The organism is Bacillus sp. NP157 (assembly GCA_018889975.1).
In the GTDB taxonomy this organism is placed as follows: domain Bacteria; phylum Pseudomonadota; class Gammaproteobacteria; order Xanthomonadales; family Rhodanobacteraceae; genus Luteibacter.
The window spans coordinates 4,592,135-4,613,107 of the sequence record CP076546.1 but is presented as its reverse complement, the minus strand read 5'-3'; the positions used below and the strand labels follow the sequence as shown (position 1 = coordinate 4,613,107).

The window sequence follows — 20,973 nt, the reverse complement described above, 5'->3', positions numbered from 1 at the left end:
GATGCTATGTATCGCGGGTGCAACGGGGAAGGGGGCGGGGCAGGAACTTATGTCATGCTAGGCGTGACAATGGCCGCCAGGCAGGTCGGATCGGCGTGTGGTCGAAAACGGCAAGGCCTGCGATCCGTTGGGGCGGGCGGGATACGCGCTTCCGGCAACTAATGATGGTTTACATAAAACCGCGCCGTTTGCGTCTAAGTAAAACTTCTAGGAATTTTTCCCGATCGTGACAGGGATCAAGGCGCAAGCGCGAACTCGCGCCGGTTCTCAAAGCGATCACGGATAGGACAATGGACCCGCCGCGGGGTGTCGGCGGGCCAGGGACACCACGCCAACCGATACGGGTAGGATTTGCCGCCTATGCATGTGCCGACTTCCAGCGAGCGCGACGCACCGGGGATGGACACGATCGATAACCTGGGCGACCTGTACCTGCTGGTGCAGGCGGTCGAGGCGGGTGGCTTTTCGGCGGCGGCGACCCGGCTGGGCACCACCCGCTCGCTGGTCAGCCGGCGGATCCTGGCCCTGGAAGAACGACTGGGCGCCCGCCTGATCCATCGCAACGCACGCCAGTTCGCGGTCACCGCCGTCGGCCAGCGGGTCTACCAGCATGCCTCGGCGATGTGCGAGGCCGCCCGCGCGGCCGAGCAGGCGGCGGTCTCCGCGCACGAATCCCAGCAGATGATCCGGATCGAGGCACACGGCCTGGTCTCGCCCATGGCCACCGCGTTGATCTCCGACTTCGCCGCCCTGCATCCGCGTACGCGCTTTGCCATCAGCATCGGCAGCGGCGACATGGAACGGCTCTTGCGCCAGCAGACCGACGTGATCCTCAGCCTGCGCGACTCCCTGCCCGACAGCACCGACGTGGTGGCCCGCGCGCTGGGCCGGCTGCGCCGGGTCACCGTCGCCAGCCCCGAACTGATCCGTCGTACCGGCATACCCGACCACCCCGGCGAGCTGGACGACGGCGACTGCCTGGGCCACGGCGCCGAGAACGCCGGTTACTGGCACTTCCGCGGCATGAGCCCGCACCGGCGCAACGTCCGCGTCGCCTTTGCCGACGTCGCCGCGCTGGTCGCCGCGGTCGAAGGCGGGCTCGGCTACGCCCAGCTGCCGCTCTACCTGGTCGACGACGCGATGGCGGCCGGGCGCATGTCGCCCGTGCTCGAAGCCTGGGAGCCCGAGCCCCTGCCCCTGCATGCCCTGACCGCCACCGGTCGCGTCGCCAGCGATCTCACCGTGGCCTTCGTCCGCTATATGCAGACCCGGTTGAGCCCGGCCGACTAGGCCGCGCGCGCCTCGTTCCACCAGCGAAAACAGCGCCCTTCACAAGCTGCCGTTTCCGCGGATCTAAAGCCCTTTTTGCTCACAGCGAAAACCTTGCAACCGCAACATCCCGGTGCGATGGTCAATCCCGACGGCGCATGTCGTCGCAGTACTCATCCATCACCGCCGGGGGGCGTGAAGGACGTCATGGGATTGATACCAGCACCACCGACACGCGCATCGCTGATGCGCCTGACCAACCTCGTGGCCGTGTTGCACGAACTGCGCGTGGAAGGCATCGAAGGCTTCGTCTCGCAAGCGGAATTCCTCGGGCTGTCGACACTCGCCCTCGCCGACACCATGGTCGGCGGTGAAATCACCGACGAGATCGCGCGCAACATCGAGTGGTCCGCGAACAAGCCGCACCTGTGGCTGGACGACGACCACTCCGCCGACCCGCTGGCCTGACCATGCGAAAGGTTTGTGAAGGCGCGCCGGTTGCGACATGCGCGGCCTCCTCGTTATCGTTCGACCCGGGGAAAACAGGGGACCGCGCATGTCGCGAATTTTGATGGTGGCCTTCCGGCCACATGCGGGGCAGCGCGAGGCATTGCTGTCACTGCTGCATTTCCAGCATATGCACGTCCGTGGACTGGGCTTCATCGCGAAGCGCCAGCCATGGCTGATGGAAGCCGCCAACGGCGAGATCGTCTACGTCGCCGGCTTCGACGACTGCGGCCAGGTCGATCTGTGCTGGGAAGACGAAACGTTCCAGGACATCAACAGCCAGATCTCGGACATCGCCGACATGGTGCCGTTGCGGAGTTTGCATGAGGCGAGTGCGGCGTATGTGGATATGGAGGCGTTGGAGCCGGTGGGTGCGTGACGCGCGTTGAAACCCATCGCGCGCAGGATCGCCGCACCCCTGTAGGAGCGCGCCTGCGCGCGATTGCCGTTTCTTTTAACGCCCAATCATCTTCATCAAATGCTCCGGATACCGCTCACCGGTAACGGCAATATCCGCCGCCGCCTTCTCGATCCCCTCCAACTCCGCCCCCGTCAACACGACGTCGGCCGCGGCGATGTTCTCTTCCAGCCGATGCAGCTTCGTCGTCCCCGGGATCGGCACGATCCACGGCTTGCGTGACAACAACCACGCCAGCGCGACCTGCGCCGGTGTCGCGCCCTTCGCCGTGGCGAGGTCTTTCAACAGGTCGACCAGCGCCTGGTTCGCCTGCATCGCTTCGGGCGTGAAGCGCGGGAGGATCTTGCGGAAGTCGCCTTCGCTGATCTTCGTATCCTTGCCCATCGCACCGGTGAGGAAGCCCTTGCCCAGCGGGCTGTACGCGACGAGGCCCACGCCGAGCTCTTCGCAGGTCGCGAGGATGCCGTTGGTTTCCGGCGTGCGCGTCCACAGCGAGTATTCGTTCTGCAGCGTCGCCACCGGCTGCACGGCATGCGCGCGACGCAGCGTATCGGCGCTCGGTTCGGACAAACCGAAGTGCCGGACCTTGCCCTCGGCGATCAGTTCCTTCACCGCGCCGGCGACGTCTTCGATCGGCACCGACGGATCCACGCGGTGCTGGTACAGCAGGTCGATGGTCTCGATGCCGAGGCGCTTGAGCGAACCTTCGGCGGCCTTGCGGATGTGCTCGGGGCGGCTGTTCAGGCCGTTCTGCTTACCCGTGTCCGGATCGATCTCGAAGCCGAACTTGGTCGCGATGACGACCTTGTCGCGGATCGGCGCCAGCGCCTTGCCGACCACCACTTCGTTGGTGAACGGACCATAGACTTCGGCAGTGTCGAAGAACGTCACGCCACGGTCGAAGGCGGCACGGATCAGGTCGATCGCCTCGGCTTCCGGGGTGACCGTGCCGTAGCCGAAGTTCAGGCCCATGCAGCCGAAGCCGATGGCGGAGACGTCGAGGCCGCTATGGCCCAGGGTGCGCGTTTTCATGAGATGCCTCGGAGAGGTGGGAGTGTCGGGGTGGCAGCCATGGGACCGCCGCAGGACACCAATCTAGGCCTCGCGCGACCATCCCACTAGTCGTCTGAAACGGCATGTACTTATGAATTCATCGCATAAGTGCTGCTACCCTGCGTGCTGGCACAGGCACCCCGGGGCACGGCATGCGCAAGGACATCCAGGACATCATGGCCTTCATCGCGGTGGCCCGCGAACGCAGCTTCACCCGCGCCGCCGCGAAGCTGGGCACCTCGCAGTCTGCCCTCAGCCACACCATCCGTGGGCTCGAGGCGCGGCTCGGCGTGCGCCTGCTGACCCGCACCACTCGCAGCGTCGCCCCGACCGAAGCCGGCGAACGCCTGCTGCGCACGGTTGGCCCGCGACTGGAAGAGATCGAAGCCGAAGTCGATGCGCTCGGCGAACTGCGCGAACGCCCCGCCGGCCATTTGCGCATCACCACGGCCGAACACGCCGCGAACAAGATCATCTGGCCCACGTTGGAACGCTTCCTGCCGCAGTACCCCGACATCTCGGTGGAAGTGGCGGTGAACTACCAGCTGGTCGACATCGTCGCCGAGCGCTTCGACATCGGCATCCGCCTCGGCGAACAGGTGGCCAAAGACATGATCGCCGTACCGATCGGCCCCAGCGAACGCATGGCTGTGGTCGCCACGCCCGCGTACTTCGCCAAACGCAAACGGCCGAAGACACCGCAGGAGCTCACCGACCACAACTGCATCAACCTGCGCCTGCCGACGCTGGGCGGGTTGATGGTGTGGGAGTTCGAGAAGGACGGGCGCGAGGTGAAGGTGCGGGTCGAAGGCCAGGTCACGGCAAGCACCGGGACGCAGATGCTCGATGCTGCTCTACGCGGGCTGGGGCTTGGGATGGTCCCGGAGGACATGGCACGGCCGCATGTCGAAGCCGGCACGCTGGTCAGCGTGCTGGAGAAGTGGTGCGAACCGTTCCCCGGGTACCACCTGTACTACCCGAACCGCCGGCAAGGCGCGCCCGCCCTCACCGCGCTGGTCGAAGCCCTGCGGTACACGTCACCCCTGTAGGAGCGCGCCTGCGCGCGACATCTCCTCGCGAAACCCATCATGGTGGTTTCCATCATGTCCTCCATGATCACCCCTGTCGCAGACCCCATCGCGCGCAGGCGCGCTCCTACAGAGGCCAGGCTGCACCATCGGCCAACGTCGTATTGACACGCTCTCCGGGCATGGGAGGATGGCCGCGCTGGATTACCGGCCGTCGGGCCGTGCGACCACCTGGGGGAAAATGCATGGATCAGGCAGTAGAGGGCGCGGGCTCTGTGTTGAGCCGCGAGAACACGATCGCTGGACCGCGTTTCAATCGCTGGCTGGTTCCACCTGCCGCCCTCGCCATCCACCTGTGCATCGGCATGGCCTACGGGTTCTCGGTGTTCTGGCTGCCGATGTCGACCTTGTTGCCCGGCGCGGATATCGCGACCTGTGCCCAGCTCGGTTTCTTCGACCAGCTGTTCACCACCAACTGTAACTGGACCGTTCCCGCGGTCACCCACATCTTCGAAACCTTCATCGCGATGCTCGGCATCTCCGCGGCGATCTGGGGCGGCTGGCTGGAACACGCGGGGCCGCGCAAGGCCGGCGTGATCTCCGCGCTGTGCTGGGGCGGTGGCCTGTTGGTGGCGGCGCTGGGCGTGAAGCTGCACCAGTTGTGGCTGGTCTACCTCGGCGCGGGCGTGCTCGGCGGCATCGGCCAGGGCCTCGGCTACATCACCCCGGTATCGACGCTGATCAAGTGGTTTCCCGACCGGCGCGGCCTGGCCACCGGCTTCGCGATCATGGGTTATGGCGGCGGCGCACTGATCGGCGCACCGATCGCGGTCGCGCTGATCAAGCACTTCAGCGAAGGCGGCGTGCCGGGCGTGGCCGCGACCATGCTGGTGATGGGCCTGCTCTACCTGCTGGTGATGTTGTGCGGTGCCTTTGGCTTCCGCGTGCCGCCGTCCGGCTGGCGTCCGCTGGGCTGGACCCCACCGGCGGAAACAAGCAACAAGCTGATCACCCATCGCCACGTGCATTTGAACCGCGCATGGAAGACCCCGCAGTTCTGGCTGATCTGGGTGGTGTTGTGCATGAACGTCACCGCCGGCATCGGCGTGCTGGCGATGGCCAGCCCGATGTTCCAGGACGTGTTCGGCGGCAGGCTGCTCGGGCTCGATGCATCGGTGACGCTGACGCCGGAACAGAAAACCGCGATCGCCGCGTCCGCAGCCGGCCTCGTCGGACTGATCAGCCTGTTCAACAGCCTGGGCCGGATCTTCTGGGCATCGATGTCGGACTTCATGGGCCGCAAGACCACCTACTTCGTGTTCTTCGCCCTGGGCATCGTGCTGTATTGCACCCTGCCCTCGCTCGGCCACGCCGGCATGGCCGCGGCCTTCGTCTTCGCGGTATGCATCATCCTGTCAATGTACGGCGGCGGCTTCGCCACGGTGCCTGCCTATTTATCCGATCTGTTCGGCACGCAGATGGTCGGCGCGATCCATGGCCGCCTGCTCACCGCATGGTCGGTCGCCGGCGTCGCCGGTCCGTTCCTGATCGCCGCCGTGCGCGAAGCGCAGCTCAACGCAGGTGTCGCGAAAAACCTCGTCTACGACCGCACGCTATACATCCTCGCCGTGCTGTTGCTGGTAGGCATGGTCTGCAACCTGCTGGTGAAGCCGGTGAAGGAGAAAGACCTGATGACCGACGCCGAGCTCGCGCACGAGAAGTCGTTGCAGCGGGAGACGGCGGAGGTGTCGGCGCGGGCGCAGGATGCGGCGCGCGGGGCGTTCGGCGTGGTGGGCGTGCTGGCCTGGGCGCTGGTGGGGGTGCCGTTTTTGATCGGGGTTTATATCGCGATTGGGAAGGCGGCGGCGTTGTTTTGAATCAAGGCATCGCGCGCAGGGTCGCCTCGCCCCTGTAGGAGCGCGCCTGCGCGCGATGTCCCATCAATGCGCCACACCCGCCCGGCCATCCGCCATCGTATGCAACAGGGCAACCAACTGCTCCCCATCATAAGGCTTAGACATAAACACCCCCCGCGCAGGCATATCCCCCTGCGCCACATGGATATGGCTCGACGTCACCACGATCTCGATCGGCGGCCAGCGCTCGCGGATCACCGCGGCAAGGCGGATGCCGTCCATGCCACCCGGCATGTCGATGTCGGTAAACACGATGCGGATGTCCAGGCGTTTTTCCAGCACGGCGACGGCCTCGCCCGCATCGCCCACGGAGACCACCTCGAAACCGCCGTCCTCGATCAGTTCGATCGCCATGAGGCGGATCAGTGGCTCGTCTTCGACGACGAGGACGACGGGTTTGGCGGATGCTACGTGACCCATGGAATTCATGCCTGCTGCAAATGCAAAAGCGGAGTGGAAAGCTCCAGGAAAAACCCTTCGGGGCGGTACTCCGTAGTGACGCTGCCTGAGCCCAGGCCCATGCGGATCAGGCGATAGCCGAAGCCCTTGCGTGCGGGCTCGACGACGACCGGGCCGCCGGATTCCTTCCAGACCATGTGGAAGTGCCCGGCGTCGACCGACCAGCTGAGTGTTACGCGACCGGTATCGTTCGACAGCGCGCCGTATTTCACGGCGTTGGTGATCAGCTCGTGCAACAGCAGGGACAGCGACAGCGTGGCTTTTGCGCCGAACTCGAAGTCGGGTCCCTCGAAGTCGACGCGGCCTTCCATGCACAGCCGGCCGAACGCGGCTTCGGCGATGTCCTGCACCGGTGCGTCGTGCCAGTTCCGGCGGAACAGGATGTCGTGCGCCGAACTGAGCGCATGGATGCGTTTTTCCAGCGCCTGTACCGGCTCGCGCTCGGTAACGGTGCGCAGGGTCTGCATCGCCAGGGCCTGGACCATCATCAGCGTGTTCTTCAGCCGATGGCTCATTTCCTGGTTGAGCACGTCCTGTAGCTCTTCCGCCTTGCGCCGTTCGGTGACGTCGCTGAAGAAGCCGATGAGCCGCTCACCGGACAGCGGCGTCATGCGGGTTTCGAACCAGCGCCCTACCCGCAGGGTCGACGGGCTCACATGCACGACCGGCGTACGGGTCTGCAACAGGCGCTCGAACACGGGAAGCAGTTCGGATAGGGCCGAAGGCGACACCACGCTGAGCAGGGTGCCGTTCGCACGCGACGTGTCCACGCCCGTCAGGCGGCCGAACGACGGATTGACCTCTTCGAAGAGGAAATCCGTCACCGTACCGTCCGGCGAACGCACCACGCTGCCGACATAGAACCCCTCGCGCATCTGCTCGAACAGGGTCCGGAACTTCCGCTCGGAGGCACCGACGCGGATTTCCTTGTCGACGATCACCGCCACCGATTCCAGCAGGCGAATGTCCTGCGGTGTCCATTCGCGCGGCACGGTGTCGATCGCCGCCAGCGCGCCGATCAGTTCACCGCCGGGCATGTGGATCGGCACACCGAGGTAGGCCGCGACGCCAAGGTCGGGAATGGCGAGGTTGTCGCGAACCAGCGGCTCGGCCATGGCGTCCGGCACGACGAAAACCGTGCCACGGTCGACGACATGCTGGCAGAACGAATGCGTGATCGGCGTTTCGCCCAACGACGCCCAGGGCTCGGGCATGCCCGAATGCCCCGCGAACACCTGGCGATGTTCATCGACGATCGAGACGATGGCCACGGGCACGTCCAGCATCTGCCGAACCAGTTCGGTCAGGTGCGAGAACTGCTCATCGCCGGGCCGGTCAAGCAGGCCGCTGCGGCGAAGTTCGTGGATGCGGGTCGAAGGACTGCGGAGGAAGGAATCGCCGGGCATGGGCGGGATAGTGGCCGTGGCGATGGGAACGGGGCGTCAACGTCGTCACGTTCGTCAAGGTGGCGTCGAGGGGCCGGGGTCGGCGCACTGCATCTGCCAGCAGGCCTGCCTCCATTGATGAATGGCACGCATAGGTCCAAGCGACGCGCGGGCATTTATCGGGCACGCGCCGGCGCCTAAGGTGGGTGGTCGCCTGCCAGCCCGGCGGGCCGTCCCCGCCTCATGCCTGGAGCCACCATGACCATCCCCGACACCACCCCGATCCCAGGCTGCCTGGCCCAGCCGTCCCTGGACGTCATCCGCGCGGTCTCTCCCGCGCTCGCGCGTTACACCAGCGAGACCCTGCACGACGACGTGTGGCATCGACCGGGGTTGGGCCGTCGCGATCGAAGCATCGTCACCGTCGCGGCGCTGATCGCGCGCCAGCAGTTGATCGAGATGCCGTCGCAATTCGCGCGTGCGCTCGACCATGGCGTGACGCCGGCCGAGCTTTCCGAGATCGTCACCCACCTGGCCTTCTACGCGGGCTGGCCGAATGCGATGGCGGCCGTGGTGGTCGCGCACGAGGTGTTCAGCGCGCGAGGCATCGACGCGACGCAGCTGCCGCCGGCACGTCCGGAGTTATTGCCACTGGACGAAGAAGCCGAAGCCAGACGCGCCACCGCCGTCAACGCGAGCGCTGGCCCGGTCTCCGAAGGTGTCGTGCACTACACCGCCGAGGCGCTGTTCAAGGACCTGTGGCTGCGTCCCGACCTGAAGCCACGCGATCGCAGCCTCGTCACCGTCGCCGCCCTGATCGCCAACGGACAGGTCGCGCAGATCCCCTACCACCTCAATCGCGCGATGGATAACGGGCTGACCCAGGCGGAAGCGTCCGAAGTGCTGACCCACCTCGCCTTCCATGTCGGCTGGCCAAACGTGTTCTCGGCGATCCCCGTGGCCAAGGGTGTGTTCGAGGGGCGCTGACCTCGACGCCCTGGCAACGCGCGGCGTGCGCTGCCAGGGCGTCGACTAACTAAACACCGGGAATCACGCCCCGCTGGCGAGCAACTCATCCAGCTGTGCGAACTGCTCGGGCAGGCCTTCCGCGGAGCCGACGATGGCTTCGTCGCGCGCGGCTTCCGACGGATAGAGTTCGTGCAGCGTCACCAGCGTCTTGCCGCCGTGTTCCTCGAAGGTCACGGTGGTCAGCGCGCCGTCTTCGCTTTCTTCGTTGGTCCACTGCAGGCGCGTGTTCGTGGTCACTTCCTTGTACGTGCCGAAGAACGCCATCGGCTGGGGGAAGTTCGGGTGCTTGAAGACCAGGCGATAGGTGCCGCCGGTGCGGATGTCCATCTCGCACGAGACCAGGTCCATCCCTGCGGATTTCGGCACCCACCAGCTCTTGAACAGATCGGGCGTGCTCCAGGCCTTGAAGACGAGGTGCACGGGGGCATCGAAGGTCCTGGTGACGACGAGTTCGCGCTCGGCCTTGCGTTCCACCTGGGTGGGGTTGCGGGTGGGGCTACTTGCGTTTCCGTTTGGCATGGGTGTTCTCCTCGCGTTTCAGGCGTTCGATGACCTCGTCCAGTGCGTCGAAGCGTGTGCTCCAGAGGAGGCGGTGCTGTTCGATCCAGGCGGCTTCTTCTTCCAGCCGTCGCTGCCCCAGCTTGCAGGTGCGTACGCGACCGACCTTCTCGGTGGTCACGAGGCCCGCCTGCTCCAGGATGGTGACGTGCTTCTTCATGCCCGTCAGGGTCATGTGGAACTTCTCGGCCAGGTCGCTGACCGAGGCATCGGCGCTGCCCAACTGCTGCAACACGCCGCGCCGGGTGACGTCGGAGAGTGCGGCGAAGGTCATGTCGAGGCGGTCTTGATACTGAACCATGTGGTTCACTGTATGCCGGCTTGCGGGGATCGGCAAGTGCCCATGAAGGCCTCGCCCGATACCACCTCCGTCGCCAAAACCCGCTATGTTGCAGCGGATACGTCCCAGGCCCATCGAGGTGCAGCGTGCCAGTGTCATCCAAGAGGCCTTCCGGGTTTTCGACGTTCCGTGCCGGCGGCAAGATCGCGGCGATGGTGTTCGCCAGCGTGCTGTTGATGCCCCTGCAATGGGTGGTGCAGCGTTTCACGAACGGCCGGGCGACATCGGTGCTGCCACGACTGTGGTTCCGCTGCCTGCGCGCGGCGATGGGTATTCGCGTCGACGTCGTCGGCACGCCGCGCGAGGGTGGCGGCACGGTCTTCGTCGGCAACCACGTATCGCACTTCGACATCCTGGTGCTCGGCAGCCTGCTACGCGCTCGCTTCATCGCCAAGGACGACATGGAGCGTTGGCCCGGCATGCGCTTCATCGGCGAGCTGGGCCAGACGTTGTTCATCAGTCGCAAGCGCAGCGATGCCGCGAACGTGGCCGCGTCGCTGTCGGCGAAGATGCAGGCGGGGCAGGACCTGGTGCTTTTCCCCGAAGGCACCACGTCGTCCGGCGAGCAGGTGGCGCCGTTCAAGTCGAGCCTGTTCTCGCTGTTCATCGACAAGGACGGCACCGGAGCCGCGTGGACGTTGCAGCCGTTCACGCTGGATGTCGTGTCTGTCGACGGGCATGCGCTATCGGCCGGTGCCGATCGCGATATCTACGCTTTCCACGGCGGCATGGACGCGGGTGCACACGTGAAGCGTTTCCTGCGCCTGTCGGGTGCGCTCGTGCGCGTCGTGTTCCATCCGCCGGTCACGGTGACGCCGGACACGGATCGCAAGGCGCTGGCGGCGCGGTTGCATGCGGTGGTGGCGTCGGGGCTTCGGGGCGAAGCCGCCGCTGCATCCACCGCGTCGCCATCTTGATCGCGAAGGCCTCCGTGCGCACCCTGCCCTCCACGGCATGGTCGTGGTTGCCATCGGGAAACAGGCTGACGCGGTAACCGTCCTGCGTAGCGAGTTCACGCACGAAGGCGACCCGTCGCCCCGAGGCATCGATGCCGTAGCGGTACGGACTCTGGCCGTTGAGCAGGTCGGTCGATCGCGGTGGCCAGGTCAGGGTCGTCATGGCGCGGACATTACGCCGCCGCGATCTCAGGGAACGGGATTGGCTTCGTGGCGCGGCTGCACGCGCCGGCATGACCACCGGGCGATTGACAGTTTCCGGGCCCTTCCCTAGCGTCAGCCGTCTGTCCAAGGAGTGACTGATGCGCAACCTGCTCGCCGTGGCCGTGATCGGCCTCTTCGTTACCGCGCCGGCCATCGCCGCGCCCTCCCCGACCTACCAGAAAGCCGCGCTGAAAGAGCTGCTGAAACGCAGCGAGTCGTCGCACAGCGATGCCGTGGTGGTCTGGCAGGACGGCAAGGAGATCGGCCATTACTACAAGGGTGGCAAGGCACCCGGCCCGATCGAGCTGATGTCGGTGACCAAGTCGGTGGTCGCGATCGGCATTGCGCAGCTCGTCGCCGAAGGGAAGATCAGCTCGTTCGACCAGCCGGTGGCGGATTTCTATCCGGAGTGGAAACAGGGCCGCAAGGCGAAGATCACGATTCGCATGCTGATGAACCATACGTCGGGCATACAGAACGTGCGCAACGCCACCGAGGAGATCTATCCGGCGCCCGACGCGATCCAGCTTGCGCTCGCCGCCGAGATCGACGTGCCTGCGTACACGAGCTACAACAACAAGGCGGTGAACCTGCTCTCGGGCATCATCGAGAAGGCGTCCGGCAAGCCGATGGACGTATTCTTCCGCGAGGGGCTGTTCAAAGACATGGGCATCCAGCCCGGCCCCTGGGAGAAGGACAAGGCGGGCCATCCCTACGGCATGGCCGGCCTGCCCCTCACCGCGGCGGACCTGGGCAAGATCGGGCAGCTGATGCTGGACAAGGGACAGTGGCACGGCAAGCAGCTGTTGCCCGCGGCAGAGATCGACGCGCTCGAGCAGCCGCAGTTCGACGACCAGTTCGGCCTGCTTTGGTGGCTCGATCCCGCCTTTCGCCACTTCGACTTCGACCCGGCGTCGATCGCGGTGCTACGCGAACGCGGAGTCCCCGAGGCAACGGTCGCGACGCTGGAGAAAGGATTGAAGGGCGCGCATTTCGACGATACCGACGCGATGTACGAAGGCATCGCCAAGGCGCTCGGCCCGGACCACAAGGATGCCCTGCAGGAAGAGCTGATCAGCCGCGGCATCGGTCCCTTCCGGCTGTTCAAGAAGACGATGGGACCGATGGTCGCGGTGTCGGGCAATGGCGATGGCGGCCAGTACATTTACGTCGTGCCGTCGGCGAGGATCGTCGCCGTCCGGCAGATCGACGCCGAAGGTTCACAGGAGCAGCCGGGCGAAGGCTTCAGCGACTTCGGACAGCGCGTGCTGGATGTCGCAGGCGTGCACGCGAAGGCACAGCAACACTGACGGCATCGGGCCCATGCGGCCCGGCCATAGCCAGGCGCGCCCAGCTATGGCTTAGCGCGTCTGCACCTGCTTCTGCCTCACGTCCGCCACCCAACGCGCCACGTCATCCGCCGCCAGCTTCCTGCCCGGCGGATGCAGGGTCCAACTGCCTTGCAGGTCGAGCAGGCGGCCGTGCCCGTCGACGATGCCGAGCGTCGGATACATCGCGATGTTGGCCTTGCGCATGAAGGTCACGGCGTCGGGAACGATCTCCCATTGCAGGCCATATGCCTTCTGGAAATGGGCCAGGCCTTCCCTCGCGTCGTAGGTGATTGCCAGGGCGCCGACCTCGGGGTGCGCCACGTGGAACGCATTCAACGCGGGGATCTCGGCGACGCAGCCGGTGCATTCGTAGAAGAAGAAGTTGACGACGGTGAGGTCGTGGTCGAAGCGATTCGAGCTGACCTTGCGGCCTTTGCTCGACACAAGATCGAAGGCGGGAATCGGATCGCCGATGACGAGGTCGCCCCACTTGTTCTTCGGCTTCGAGGGCGTGCTTTCGAGGGTGAGCACGGTGATGCCGTTGCCCAGGTCGGGCGTCCAGCCGAAGCCACCGTCATCAGCGTTCGCGCCGTCGAGGAAGGTCTTCAGGTCGATGGGCGAACCGTCGCGCCCACGCAACACAAGCTTCGAGCCGGCAGGAATGGTGAGTCGGTGCCGTAGCGTCGCCTCATCCGGCCACGCCTTCGGCTTCTCCTGCGCGACGGCAGTGCCGACGGCCAGTGCGAGGAACAGCAGGAACGTGACGATCCTTTGCATGGCATCACTCCGACGAGATACCTGACGAGTGTGCCGCAGGCCTGGGCCTGCGGCGTGCGGGTTTCCGGCAACGGGGGCGTGGGCCGCCTCAGGAAACCCAGTTACTCCGGCTCGACACGACGCGCCAGCCGTAGGTGCCATGTTCCATCACCAGCGTGGTCGAACCGGCACACATCGGGCCGCAGTAGTGGCCGTAGGTGACGTCGTAGTTCCCATCCGGTCGCTTCAGTGGCACGCCGATGCCGTAGTGGTACGCGCCCTGCATGCCGCCGTTGCCTACGGTGTCCTTCGGTGCGGCGCTGGCCGGAAGGATCCTGATCCCTTCGATCTTCGCCTTCGCGATCACCGAGGCAGGCAGGTCGACCGCCTTGTCGCCACCGGTGCTCACGCTGACATACCACGTACTTTCCGGACTGTTCGGCGCAGGCTTGGTGCTCGGTGCGACCTTGAGCAGGACAGTGAGCCAGAGGTCTTCGAGGTCAGGTGGCGGATGCAGCTTCGCGTCTTCGCGCGCGGCGGTGTCAGCCTTCACCTTGGCGATCGCCTCGCTGGCACTGCCCTTCGCGGCGCAGTCGTCATGGTGTTCGAACAGGGCGCAGATATCGCCGGTGTTCTCGTCGAGCGTGACGATGAAGCCTTCGCCCGTGTTCGGCTTGAACAGGGTCACCCATCGATGGTTGCCCGACTCATACGGCATCGGCGCGATCACCAGGTCGGTGACACCGGGAACCTGGCGGGCGACGCGGCTGCTGAGGTCGATGGCATCCATCTGCGACAGGATGGGCGGGTCGTCGGCGAGGGCTGGCGTGGCGATGAAGGCCGCCAGGACCAGCGCGGGCCAACGGGCATGCCGGCCGAGGGTACGAGCGATCGGTGTGCTCATGGACTTCCCCTATGCCCGCCGTTCCTGGGGGCGTGCCGCCGAGCATAAGGTTGGCCGGGGCTGGCGTCGAGGGGCCCTACCGGCCGCGTTAGCCACAGGCCGCCTAAGCCTGGCAGGGAAGCGTCAGATGCCCGCCAGCACCGCCGGATCGCCGCTACGCCACACGTTGTCGACCACGACGTGCTGGATGACCCAGGCTTTCCCCTCGCGAACCAGCGCAACGTCATAGCGGTTCTTCATCAGGTAATGCTTCGACGGATCGCTGCGCGGCACGTGCTGCGCTTCGACAAGCGCATCGATGCGAGCGTTGCCTGCGTCGATCGTGACGCGTGCATTGCTCACCGTGTGCGTCGTATCCACGCTGCTGAGCGAGGTCGCCAGTGCACCGGCGATCACCTCGCGTCCCTGCAGCACGGGATAGTCGAAGCCCGCCTTCGCCGCGGCCGGACGGAAATCCGATACCGCATCGACAGCCAGTGCGGAAGCCATCAGGCCCGGGTCACGCTGGTCGATGCCAGCCGCATAGCGATACAGCGCATCGACGGCGGCAAGTTTGTCGGCGGCGACGATGGCGTCGTCCTGATTGAAGAAAGTGTCATTCGAATGATTCATGGCATGCAGCTCATGGGAAGTGATGCTTCATGGTATTCAAACGATACCTGGTGTAAATAACGCACTTTGATGACATCAGGTTACCTTGAGGGAACCACCATGCCACCCGACGTGCCTGCCGAGACCTCCGAAGAGACGCCTGGAAGCGAGCCCAGCCGCCTGTTGCTCGACCAGATCGCCGACAAGTGGTCGATCCTGATCCTTGCCTCGCTTTGCGCTACGCCACTGCGTTTCAACGAAATCAAACGCCGCATCGACGGAGTTACCCAGAAGACCCTGACCCAGGCGTTGCGCCGCCTTGAACGCAACGGCATCCTCGCGCGCACGGTCATCCCCAGCTCCCAGGTCGCGGTGGAGTACAGCGTCACACCCCTGGGCCGCACGCTGGAAGAGCCCTTCCGCGTTTTGTTCGACTGGACCGTGCGACATGCCGACGATGTCTTCCACGCCCGCAGCGACTACGATGCGAAATCCAACAGCGACGCAGCACCCTAGCGCCGCAGGGATTTGATGATCCGAGCCGCGTCCTGCGACGGCGCCATGCCGAAGGTACGCGCGTATTCGCGGCTGAACTGCGTCGCGCTTTCGTAGCCGACATCCAGTGCCGCGGTGGTGACACTCATGCGCTGCACGATCAACAGCTGGCGTGCCTGCATCAGGCGCAGTTGCTTCTGGTACTGCAACGGGCTGAGCGCGGTAGCCGCCTTGAAATGGCGATGGAACGCGGACTCGCTCATCGCCACGCGCTCGGCCAGCGCGGCGATGCGTAGCGGCCGGGTGTAGTTCTCGCGGATCCATTGGATCGCCGTGCGCAGCCTGCCCAGCGTCGAATCCGGTGTCGCCAGGTCACGCAGCAGGTTGCCGTGCGGACCCTGCAACACGCGATAGAGGATTTCGCGCTCGTAGGCCGGAGCCAGCGCGGCGATGTCGCCGGGATGCTCCATCAGGCCGAGCATGCGCACCCAGGCGTCCATCAGCGCAGGTGTCACGCCCGCGACCGAGAACGATGCGGCGATGCCAGCCGATGCGGTGGCCGGGGGCATCGACGGGCCAAGGTCCTGCAACAGGCCCGCGATGATGTTGGCATCCAGGGTCAGGCTCACCGCGAGGTACGGACTGCCGTCCTGTGCCGGGTGCACCGCACCCACCGCAGGCAGGTCCACCGTCATCACGAAATAGGTCGCGGGGTCGTAGTGCAGCGTGCGGTCGCCGACCGTCATCGTCTTCCCGCCCTGCAGGATCAGGTTGATCATCGGATCGTAGACGGCGGCCAGCGCGTGCTCGGGGATCTTGCCCTGGACCATGGCCACGCGCGGGATGCCGGTCTCCGTGCGGGCATTTCCCGCATGTCGCGCAAGGCGACGCAGTTCGGTCAGGGGCTCATTCATGGCTTCCATCAGACGCCATGCCACCCGCCGGCGCAAGCCGGAAAGCAGGATCAGGCAGGTCTTGGCCGCGAACAGGCAGGCTTCGGAAGCACCTGGCACCTAACGTGGAGTCATCCCAACCCGAGGTGTTTCCCATGAAAGTCATCGTCATCACCGGCGGCAGCCGCGGCATCGGCGCCAGCACCGCCATCGAATGCGCCCGTCGCGGCTACGGCGTCATCCTCACCTACAACAGCAACCCGGCGGCCGCCGCTGCCGTGGTCGAGCAGATTGCTTCGGAAGGCGGCCGCGCCGTCGCCCTCGCACTGGATGTCGGCAACGTCGGCAGCTTCCATGCCTTCCGCAAGGCCGTGGAAGGCCACCTGGCCAGCACATGGAACGGCGGCCATCTGGCGGGCCTGGTGAACAACGCGGGCTACGGCCTGTTCAAGCCGATCAGCGATGTCGAGGAAGCGGAGTTCGACGGCCTGTTCAACGTGCACCTGAAGGGCCCGTTCTTCCTGACCCAGCGTCTGCTGCCGCTGATGGGCGAAGGCGCGGCGATCGTCAATGTGACCAGCGCCACCACGCGCAGTGCCTTCGTGGGAGTTGCGCCGTATGCCTCGTTCAAGGGCGGCCTCGATGTGCTCACCCGTTACATGGCGAAGGAATTCGGTGCCCGTGGCATCCGTGCCAACGCGGTGTCGCCGGGCCCGATCCGCACCGAACTGGGCGGCGGCCTGACCCCGGACTTCGAGACCCTGCTCGCGGGACAGACGGCCCTCGGCCGCGTCGGCGAGCCCGACGAAACCGCACGGGTGATCGCCATGCTGCTCGGTGACGATGCGGCGTGGGTCAACGCCCAGACGATCGACGTCAGCGGCGGTTACGTCATCTGACACGCGAGGATATCGACATGCTTGACCATGAATTTCTTTCCGTGGGTAACGATTGATGAAGACCTTGATGATCTATGGTGCGACCGGCTACACCGGTCGCCTGGTGGCGGAGCATGCGCTTGCGCTGGGTGTGCCGCTGCTTCTGGCGGGGCGTGACGCGGTGGCGCTTCGAGAGATGTCGCGCGCCCTCGGTGTGCCTCATGTCATCGCGGCAGTGGACGACGTCGCTGCGCTGGATGACGCGCTCTCCGACGTGGGGGTGCTGCTCAATGGCGCGGGGCCGTTCTTCCGGACCGCGTCGCCGCTGATGGAGGCCGCCTTGCGTCATGGCGTGCATTACATCGACACGTCGGCGGAACTTGTGAGCTACACGCACGCGGCAGACCTCTCGGAGCGTGCGTGTGCCGCCGGCGTGATGCTGATGCCTGGCGGTGGTGGCAGCGTGGCGATGCTTGGCTCGCTGGCGGCGCGTGCCGTGCAGGGCATGGTCGCGCCGCAGTCGATACGGCTGGCCCTGCGCGTGTCGGGACCGATGTCGCGCGGATCGGCGATCAGCGCCCTGGAGGGTATCGGCCAGGCGCCGATGAAGCGCGAGAACGCGGTACTGGTCGAGCGCGATGCGACCGACCTGGTCGATCTCGACTTCGGCGACGGGCCCGTGCCGTGTTTTCCCGTCTCGCTACCTGACCTCCTCACCGTGTGGCAGGCCACCGGCACGCCGAACATCGAGACGTTCGTCCACATCACAGGCCAGGGCTTTCCGTCGGGTGACCTCGCCGCGATGCCGCCCGGGCCGTCACGGGAAGAACGACTCGCGCATCGCTATCAGGCCGTGGCGGAGGCGGTGGACGCGGATGGCCAGCGTCGCGTCGCGCGGCTGGATACCGTCAATGGTTATACGTTCACCGCGATGGCCGCCGCCGAGGCCGGGCGCCGCGTGCTGGCCGGGGAGGTTCGCCCGGGCTTCCAGACACCGGTCGATGTCTTCGGCGGAGGCTTCGCGGAAACGATTGCGGATACGACCTTGGTGGTCGGATAGTCCTCCTTTCGGGGCGGCGTCACGCTGCATCGTGGCGCCGGCCCGGACCCACGGTTAAGCTCGCGGGTGTCATTGCACGCCACGTAGGACACCACGCGTGATCGAACTGCCCAACCTCCACGATGCCAGGGTCACCTCGGTCATCGTCCACTGGACCGAAAAAGTAGCCCGCATCCGGCTTTTTGATGACTGGCCGGTGCAGGCATTCGAGCTGGTTTTCAATGACTTCGTCAGCATCGCGCTGGCGCGCATTGACGATTGGGGACCGAGTTCCGCCATCAACTCGCTGACGCAGGTGCAGGAAGGCGAAGCGACGCGCTTCCTCATCGAGATGCAGTCTGGTGACATCATCGACATCCTTGCGGCGCGTGTTTCGTTCGAACGAACGGATCAAGGCAAACGGATGCTGAGCGAACCCATGGCGCTGGAAGCGGGTCATCGCTTCCTGGCGAAGATGAAGGCGTACGGCTGGCCCAGCCTGCCCGGATTGCTTGGCGGCATGATCCCTATCGAAGGACGTCCCATGGATCCGGGCGTGGAGACCGATTGGGCGGAAGAGGTGGATGCGGCGCTGGTCGACTCGGCGGACTCCGCGCCAAGGGTGTTCAGCCCGGAAGCGGCATACGAGATCGTCTACGGCTTTCTCCGTCGGCAGTTCCAGCGTGGCTATGAATCGATTGGCGACGTGATCGATGGCTGGGTGACCGACCCGGAGCGAGGCGATTCGACGTTTGCCCGCGATTGGGAGGAGACGGTTGCCGAGGTGTTTCGACCACCGGCAACGAACGTCGAAGCAAGGGCTTCGTTCGTCTTCCGGGAGAAACCTTACTTCTCCTACCTGGATGAAAAGCACTTTTTCACCTGGCTCGAGAGCCTCGATGGCGTGCTGAGCGTCAAGGGCGGGCCCGGCGGGTTGCACGTTTCATTGCGCGAACCGTTCGTCACGCCGTCGACGGCGTACGACCTGATCGGCTTGTTCAGGCGTTACGGACTCGACCCTGCGCCGTTCCTGCCGCATGTGCTGCCGGAGGACCTGGCGACGTTCCGGAAGCGCGGGATGATCCCTACCGAGGCATCGCCTGACCCATCGCCATGAAGGCCCCCGTCTACCTCAACGCCCTGCGCGCCTTCGAAGCGGCGGCAAGATTGCAGAGTTTCTCGGCCGCGGCTGCGGAGCTCAACGTCACGCCCGCGGCTATCGGACAGCTTGTCCGCGGCCTGGAAGAATGGCTCGGCGTTCCGCTGTTCCACCGGACCTCGAAAGGCAAGCTTCGCCTCGTCCCGACGGAGGCGGCGGAACGCGCCCTGCCCGACATCCGCGCTGGCTTCGACCGACTCACGGTCGGGGTGAGTCGTTTGCGCGAAGGGGCGAGCGGCGGCGTGCTTACGGTCGCGGTCAGTCCGGCCTTCGCGGCCAAGTGGCTGATACCGCGGCTGGAGCGCTTTCGCGATGAATCCACCGAAACGGATGTTCGGCTGGATACCAACCAGCGCCTGTTGGACTACGCCGAACAAGGCATCGACATCGGCGTCCGCTACGGCCGCGGCAACTGGCCCGGGCTCGTCGCCGAAAAGCTGATGGATGAGCGGGTCTTCCCGGTGTGCTCGCCACGCTGGCTGGAAACGCATCCCGCCGCAACGACGCCCGCCGACCTCGCCGCCGCGACGCTGATCCACGATCTGTCCCTGGATACGCACGCCGGGTTTCCTTCGTGGAGCGCATGGTTCGAGCAGGCCGGCGTGAAAGGCGCCGACGTCACGCGTGGCTTGCAGATCAACAATTCCGCCGCCGTCCTGCAGGCCGTCATCGACGGTCAAGGCATCGCGCTCGCCCGTAGCGTCATGGCCGGCGACGACGTGGCGAGTGGCAGGCTGGTGCAGCTCTGCCCGTCCGTGGAGTTCGTCTCCCCGCTCGCCTACTTCGTGGTCTACCGCGCCGAGAGCGCCACGTTGCCGAAGCTTGTCGCCTTCAGGGCATGGCTGCACCGCGAGGCTACGCGCTAGGCATAACGCCTCGGGTCAGTTGCGGCCGGCCATGACACCGCCGTCGACGTCCCAGATCGCGCCTGTGACCCACCCTGCCCGGTCCGATAGCAGGAACATCACGACGTTGGCGACATCCGTGACCGTGCCGACGCGGCCGATCGGATGGAATCCGTTGAAGCCTTGCAGTGCGTCGTGGACCTGGTCCTTCGGGATGAAACCTTCGTAGATCGGCGTCTGCACCACGGCGGGCGAGACGGCGTTGACGCGGATGCCCTTGGGCGCGAGTTCCATCGCCGCATGCTGGGTCAGGGCGTGCAGGCCAGCCTTGGCCATCGAGTACGCGGATGATGGCGTGGCGGCGATCGCCTGCTTCGCCCACATCGAACCGATGTTGACGATGGCACCGGGGCGACCGCGTGCCACGAGGTGGGCGGCGACCTTCTGCGTGATGAAGAACGTGGCTTCGTTGAGCTTCATGTAGCGCTCGTAGTCGGCCGGCGTGTGCTCGAGGAAGGGCTTGGGCGCGAAGACGCCGGCGGCGTTGACGAGGAGGTCGATGTCGGCGTGCTGCGCGTCGATGGTGGCGAGCAGGGAGGCTAGTCCCTCGTCGCTGGCGAGGTCGGCCGTCAGCGCGGTGGCCGGGCCGAGCGCGGCGAGTTCGCGCACCGCCGCCTCGGCTTTGTCCGCGCGATTACCGACGACGACCACCGTCGCGCCCTGGGACACCGCCATGCGTGCGGCTTCAAGCCCCATGCCGCTGGTACCGCCGACGACGAGGAGTTTCTTGCCCTGGAAGAGCTGTGCCATGTGGGTGGACCCGATGCAGTGAAGGACGACTGCAATGGTTCCACCGGCATGGGGCCGCGACAAACGAGGATTTGTTGGGGGCTGGGATAGAAAATCTATCGATGTACCCGCGCTACAGGCAGGACTTCGGGCGGGGTAATCCATCCCTAC

23 protein-coding genes are annotated in these 20,973 nt (G+C 65.6%); 13 read left to right on the top strand and 10 right to left on the bottom strand.

All coding sequences use genetic code 11. The features are described 5' to 3' along the window. Nucleotides 1-360: 360 nt before the first annotated feature. The 3 genes from KPL74_20940 to KPL74_20930 all read left to right on the top strand — a co-directional run bounded on the left by KPL74_20940 (nucleotide 361) and on the right by KPL74_20930 (nucleotide 2,155). On the top strand, nucleotides 361-1,290 hold the full coding sequence (locus KPL74_20940; protein QWT20198.1) for a LysR family transcriptional regulator: 930 nt from the start codon (nucleotides 361-363) through the stop codon (nucleotides 1,288-1,290). A gap of 225 nt (nucleotides 1,291-1,515) precedes the next feature. Beyond that, entirely contained in the window at nucleotides 1,516-1,737 is a 222-nt protein-coding gene (locus tag KPL74_20935; GenBank protein QWT20197.1) for a hypothetical protein, read from the top strand. Between the two features lie 37 nt (nucleotides 1,738-1,774). Beyond that, nucleotides 1,775-2,155, top strand: coding sequence for a hypothetical protein (locus KPL74_20930; protein ID QWT20196.1), 381 nt, complete (start codon nucleotides 1,775-1,777; stop codon nucleotides 2,153-2,155). Nucleotides 2,156-2,230: 75 nt separating this feature from the next. Here KPL74_20930 and KPL74_20925 read toward each other — a convergent pair whose 3' ends face one another. Continuing rightward, nucleotides 2,231-3,226, bottom strand: a complete 996-nt coding sequence (locus tag KPL74_20925) for an aldo/keto reductase (GenBank protein ID QWT20195.1) — start codon at nucleotides 3,224-3,226, stop codon at nucleotides 2,231-2,233. Nucleotides 3,227-3,399: 173 nt separating this feature from the next. Here KPL74_20925 and KPL74_20920 point away from each other — a divergent pair, with 173 nt between their 5' ends. Together KPL74_20920 and KPL74_20915 are read left to right on the top strand one after the other, a co-directional pair. Further along, nucleotides 3,400-4,296 (top strand): LysR family transcriptional regulator, encoded by an 897-nt coding sequence (locus KPL74_20920; protein ID QWT20194.1) that lies wholly within the window; start codon nucleotides 3,400-3,402, stop codon nucleotides 4,294-4,296. Between the two features lie 224 nt (nucleotides 4,297-4,520). After that, nucleotides 4,521-6,152 (top strand): OFA family MFS transporter, encoded by a 1,632-nt coding sequence (locus tag KPL74_20915; GenBank protein QWT20193.1) that lies wholly within the window; start codon nucleotides 4,521-4,523, stop codon nucleotides 6,150-6,152. A gap of 63 nt (nucleotides 6,153-6,215) precedes the next feature. Here the strand turns inward: KPL74_20915 and KPL74_20910 are convergent, their stop codons facing one another. Next, a complete protein-coding gene (locus KPL74_20910) occupies nucleotides 6,216-6,611 on the bottom strand; it encodes a response regulator (protein QWT22644.1) in 396 nt (131 codons plus the stop codon). A 5-nt stretch (nucleotides 6,612-6,616) separates the two neighbouring features. Then, entirely contained in the window at nucleotides 6,617-8,056 is a 1,440-nt protein-coding gene (locus KPL74_20905) for a GAF domain-containing protein (GenBank protein ID QWT20192.1), read from the bottom strand. A gap of 237 nt (nucleotides 8,057-8,293) precedes the next feature. Between KPL74_20905 and KPL74_20900 the strand changes: the two genes are divergently transcribed. Further along, nucleotides 8,294-9,022, top strand: a complete 729-nt coding sequence (locus KPL74_20900; GenBank protein QWT20191.1) for a carboxymuconolactone decarboxylase family protein — start codon at nucleotides 8,294-8,296, stop codon at nucleotides 9,020-9,022. Between the two features lie 63 nt (nucleotides 9,023-9,085). Here KPL74_20900 and KPL74_20895 read toward each other — a convergent pair whose 3' ends face one another. Next, nucleotides 9,086-9,583 carry an SRPBCC family protein gene (locus KPL74_20895; GenBank protein QWT20190.1) on the bottom strand — a complete coding sequence of 166 codons (498 nt, stop codon included), beginning with the start codon at nucleotides 9,581-9,583 and terminating at the stop codon, nucleotides 9,086-9,088. Next, nucleotides 9,561-9,923 carry a metalloregulator ArsR/SmtB family transcription factor gene (locus tag KPL74_20890; protein QWT20189.1) on the bottom strand — a complete coding sequence of 121 codons (363 nt, stop codon included), beginning with the start codon at nucleotides 9,921-9,923 and terminating at the stop codon, nucleotides 9,561-9,563. The genes KPL74_20895 and KPL74_20890 overlap by 23 nt, the downstream gene beginning before the upstream one ends. A 125-nt stretch (nucleotides 9,924-10,048) precedes the next feature. Between KPL74_20890 and KPL74_20885 the strand changes: the two genes are divergently transcribed. Both KPL74_20885 and KPL74_20880 read left to right on the top strand, forming a co-directional pair. Beyond that, nucleotides 10,049-10,879: a 1-acyl-sn-glycerol-3-phosphate acyltransferase gene (locus KPL74_20885; protein ID QWT20188.1), complete on the top strand. Its 831-nt coding sequence runs from the start codon at nucleotides 10,049-10,051 to the stop codon at nucleotides 10,877-10,879. Between the two features lie 341 nt (nucleotides 10,880-11,220). Further along, nucleotides 11,221-12,432, top strand: a complete 1,212-nt coding sequence (locus KPL74_20880) for a beta-lactamase family protein (protein QWT20187.1) — start codon at nucleotides 11,221-11,223, stop codon at nucleotides 12,430-12,432. 51 nt (nucleotides 12,433-12,483) lie between these two features. Here KPL74_20880 and KPL74_20875 read toward each other — a convergent pair whose 3' ends face one another. From KPL74_20875 to KPL74_20865, 3 genes are all read right to left on the bottom strand, one after another. Further along, nucleotides 12,484-13,230 carry a TlpA family protein disulfide reductase gene (locus tag KPL74_20875; protein QWT20186.1) on the bottom strand — a complete coding sequence of 249 codons (747 nt, stop codon included), beginning with the start codon at nucleotides 13,228-13,230 and terminating at the stop codon, nucleotides 12,484-12,486. 88 nt (nucleotides 13,231-13,318) lie between these two features. Next, nucleotides 13,319-14,113, bottom strand: coding sequence for a hypothetical protein (locus tag KPL74_20870; protein ID QWT20185.1), 795 nt, complete (start codon nucleotides 14,111-14,113; stop codon nucleotides 13,319-13,321). A 123-nt stretch (nucleotides 14,114-14,236) separates the two neighbouring features. Next, nucleotides 14,237-14,725 (bottom strand): nuclear transport factor 2 family protein, encoded by a 489-nt coding sequence (locus tag KPL74_20865; protein ID QWT20184.1) that lies wholly within the window; start codon nucleotides 14,723-14,725, stop codon nucleotides 14,237-14,239. A 99-nt stretch (nucleotides 14,726-14,824) separates the two neighbouring features. Here KPL74_20865 and KPL74_20860 point away from each other — a divergent pair, with 99 nt between their 5' ends. Then, on the top strand, nucleotides 14,825-15,220 hold the full coding sequence (locus KPL74_20860) for a helix-turn-helix transcriptional regulator (protein QWT20183.1): 396 nt from the start codon (nucleotides 14,825-14,827) through the stop codon (nucleotides 15,218-15,220). On the opposite strand, the gene KPL74_20855 is transcribed toward KPL74_20860, so the two are convergent. Further along, nucleotides 15,217-16,113, bottom strand: a complete 897-nt coding sequence (locus KPL74_20855) for an AraC family transcriptional regulator (GenBank protein ID QWT20182.1) — start codon at nucleotides 16,111-16,113, stop codon at nucleotides 15,217-15,219. The two genes, KPL74_20860 and KPL74_20855, sit on opposite strands and share 4 nt — an antisense overlap. A 134-nt stretch (nucleotides 16,114-16,247) precedes the next feature. Between KPL74_20855 and KPL74_20850 the strand changes: the two genes are divergently transcribed. From KPL74_20850 to gcvA, 4 genes are all read left to right on the top strand, one after another. Continuing rightward, nucleotides 16,248-16,991 carry an SDR family oxidoreductase gene (locus KPL74_20850; protein QWT20181.1) on the top strand — a complete coding sequence of 248 codons (744 nt, stop codon included), beginning with the start codon at nucleotides 16,248-16,250 and terminating at the stop codon, nucleotides 16,989-16,991. Nucleotides 16,992-17,046: 55 nt separating this feature from the next. Beyond that, on the top strand, nucleotides 17,047-18,030 hold the full coding sequence (locus KPL74_20845; protein ID QWT20180.1) for a saccharopine dehydrogenase NADP-binding domain-containing protein: 984 nt from the start codon (nucleotides 17,047-17,049) through the stop codon (nucleotides 18,028-18,030). Nucleotides 18,031-18,127: 97 nt separating this feature from the next. Continuing rightward, complete coding sequence (locus KPL74_20840; protein QWT20179.1) at nucleotides 18,128-19,126, top strand: hypothetical protein; 999 nt, start codon at nucleotides 18,128-18,130, stop codon at nucleotides 19,124-19,126. After that, on the top strand, nucleotides 19,123-20,034 hold the full coding sequence (gcvA, locus tag KPL74_20835; protein QWT20178.1) for a transcriptional regulator GcvA: 912 nt from the start codon (nucleotides 19,123-19,125) through the stop codon (nucleotides 20,032-20,034). The genes KPL74_20840 and gcvA overlap by 4 nt, the downstream gene beginning before the upstream one ends. A 15-nt stretch (nucleotides 20,035-20,049) precedes the next feature. Here gcvA and KPL74_20830 read toward each other — a convergent pair whose 3' ends face one another. Beyond that, a complete protein-coding gene (locus tag KPL74_20830) occupies nucleotides 20,050-20,823 on the bottom strand; it encodes an SDR family oxidoreductase (GenBank protein QWT20177.1) in 774 nt (257 codons plus the stop codon). Nucleotides 20,824-20,973: the final 150 nt, after the last annotated feature.

What these genes read in the sequence shown, in the direction of transcription:
- KPL74_20865 (QWT20184.1), bottom strand. Translation starts at nt 14,725, where the DNA reads ATGAATCATTCGAATGACACTTTCTTCAATCAGGACGACGCCATCGTC.
- KPL74_20830 (QWT20177.1), bottom strand. Translation starts at nt 20,823, where the DNA reads ATGGCACAGCTCTTCCAGGGCAAGAAACTCCTCGTCGTCGGCGGTACC.
- KPL74_20940 (QWT20198.1), top strand. Translation starts at nt 361, where the DNA reads ATGCATGTGCCGACTTCCAGCGAGCGCGACGCACCGGGGATGGACACG.
- KPL74_20925 (QWT20195.1), bottom strand. Translation starts at nt 3,226, where the DNA reads ATGAAAACGCGCACCCTGGGCCATAGCGGCCTCGACGTCTCCGCCATC.
- KPL74_20935 (QWT20197.1), top strand. Translation starts at nt 1,516, where the DNA reads ATGCGCCTGACCAACCTCGTGGCCGTGTTGCACGAACTGCGCGTGGAA.
- KPL74_20875 (QWT20186.1), bottom strand. Translation starts at nt 13,230, where the DNA reads ATGCAAAGGATCGTCACGTTCCTGCTGTTCCTCGCACTGGCCGTCGGC.
- KPL74_20850 (QWT20181.1), top strand. Translation starts at nt 16,248, where the DNA reads ATGAAAGTCATCGTCATCACCGGCGGCAGCCGCGGCATCGGCGCCAGC.
- KPL74_20930 (QWT20196.1), top strand. Translation starts at nt 1,775, where the DNA reads ATGCGCGGCCTCCTCGTTATCGTTCGACCCGGGGAAAACAGGGGACCG.
- KPL74_20900 (QWT20191.1), top strand. Translation starts at nt 8,294, where the DNA reads ATGACCATCCCCGACACCACCCCGATCCCAGGCTGCCTGGCCCAGCCG.
- KPL74_20920 (QWT20194.1), top strand. Translation starts at nt 3,400, where the DNA reads ATGCGCAAGGACATCCAGGACATCATGGCCTTCATCGCGGTGGCCCGC.
- KPL74_20855 (QWT20182.1), bottom strand. Translation starts at nt 16,113, where the DNA reads ATGAATGAGCCCCTGACCGAACTGCGTCGCCTTGCGCGACATGCGGGA.
- gcvA (QWT20178.1), top strand. Translation starts at nt 19,123, where the DNA reads ATGAAGGCCCCCGTCTACCTCAACGCCCTGCGCGCCTTCGAAGCGGCG.
- KPL74_20910 (QWT22644.1), bottom strand. Translation starts at nt 6,611, where the DNA reads ATGGGTCACGTAGCATCCGCCAAACCCGTCGTCCTCGTCGTCGAAGAC.
- KPL74_20915 (QWT20193.1), top strand. Translation starts at nt 4,521, where the DNA reads ATGGATCAGGCAGTAGAGGGCGCGGGCTCTGTGTTGAGCCGCGAGAAC.
- KPL74_20845 (QWT20180.1), top strand. Translation starts at nt 17,047, where the DNA reads ATGAAGACCTTGATGATCTATGGTGCGACCGGCTACACCGGTCGCCTG.
- KPL74_20870 (QWT20185.1), bottom strand. Translation starts at nt 14,113, where the DNA reads ATGAGCACACCGATCGCTCGTACCCTCGGCCGGCATGCCCGTTGGCCC.
- KPL74_20880 (QWT20187.1), top strand. Translation starts at nt 11,221, where the DNA reads ATGCGCAACCTGCTCGCCGTGGCCGTGATCGGCCTCTTCGTTACCGCG.
- KPL74_20890 (QWT20189.1), bottom strand. Translation starts at nt 9,923, where the DNA reads ATGGTTCAGTATCAAGACCGCCTCGACATGACCTTCGCCGCACTCTCC.
- KPL74_20905 (QWT20192.1), bottom strand. Translation starts at nt 8,056, where the DNA reads ATGCCCGGCGATTCCTTCCTCCGCAGTCCTTCGACCCGCATCCACGAA.
- KPL74_20895 (QWT20190.1), bottom strand. Translation starts at nt 9,583, where the DNA reads ATGCCAAACGGAAACGCAAGTAGCCCCACCCGCAACCCCACCCAGGTG.
- KPL74_20860 (QWT20183.1), top strand. Translation starts at nt 14,825, where the DNA reads ATGCCACCCGACGTGCCTGCCGAGACCTCCGAAGAGACGCCTGGAAGC.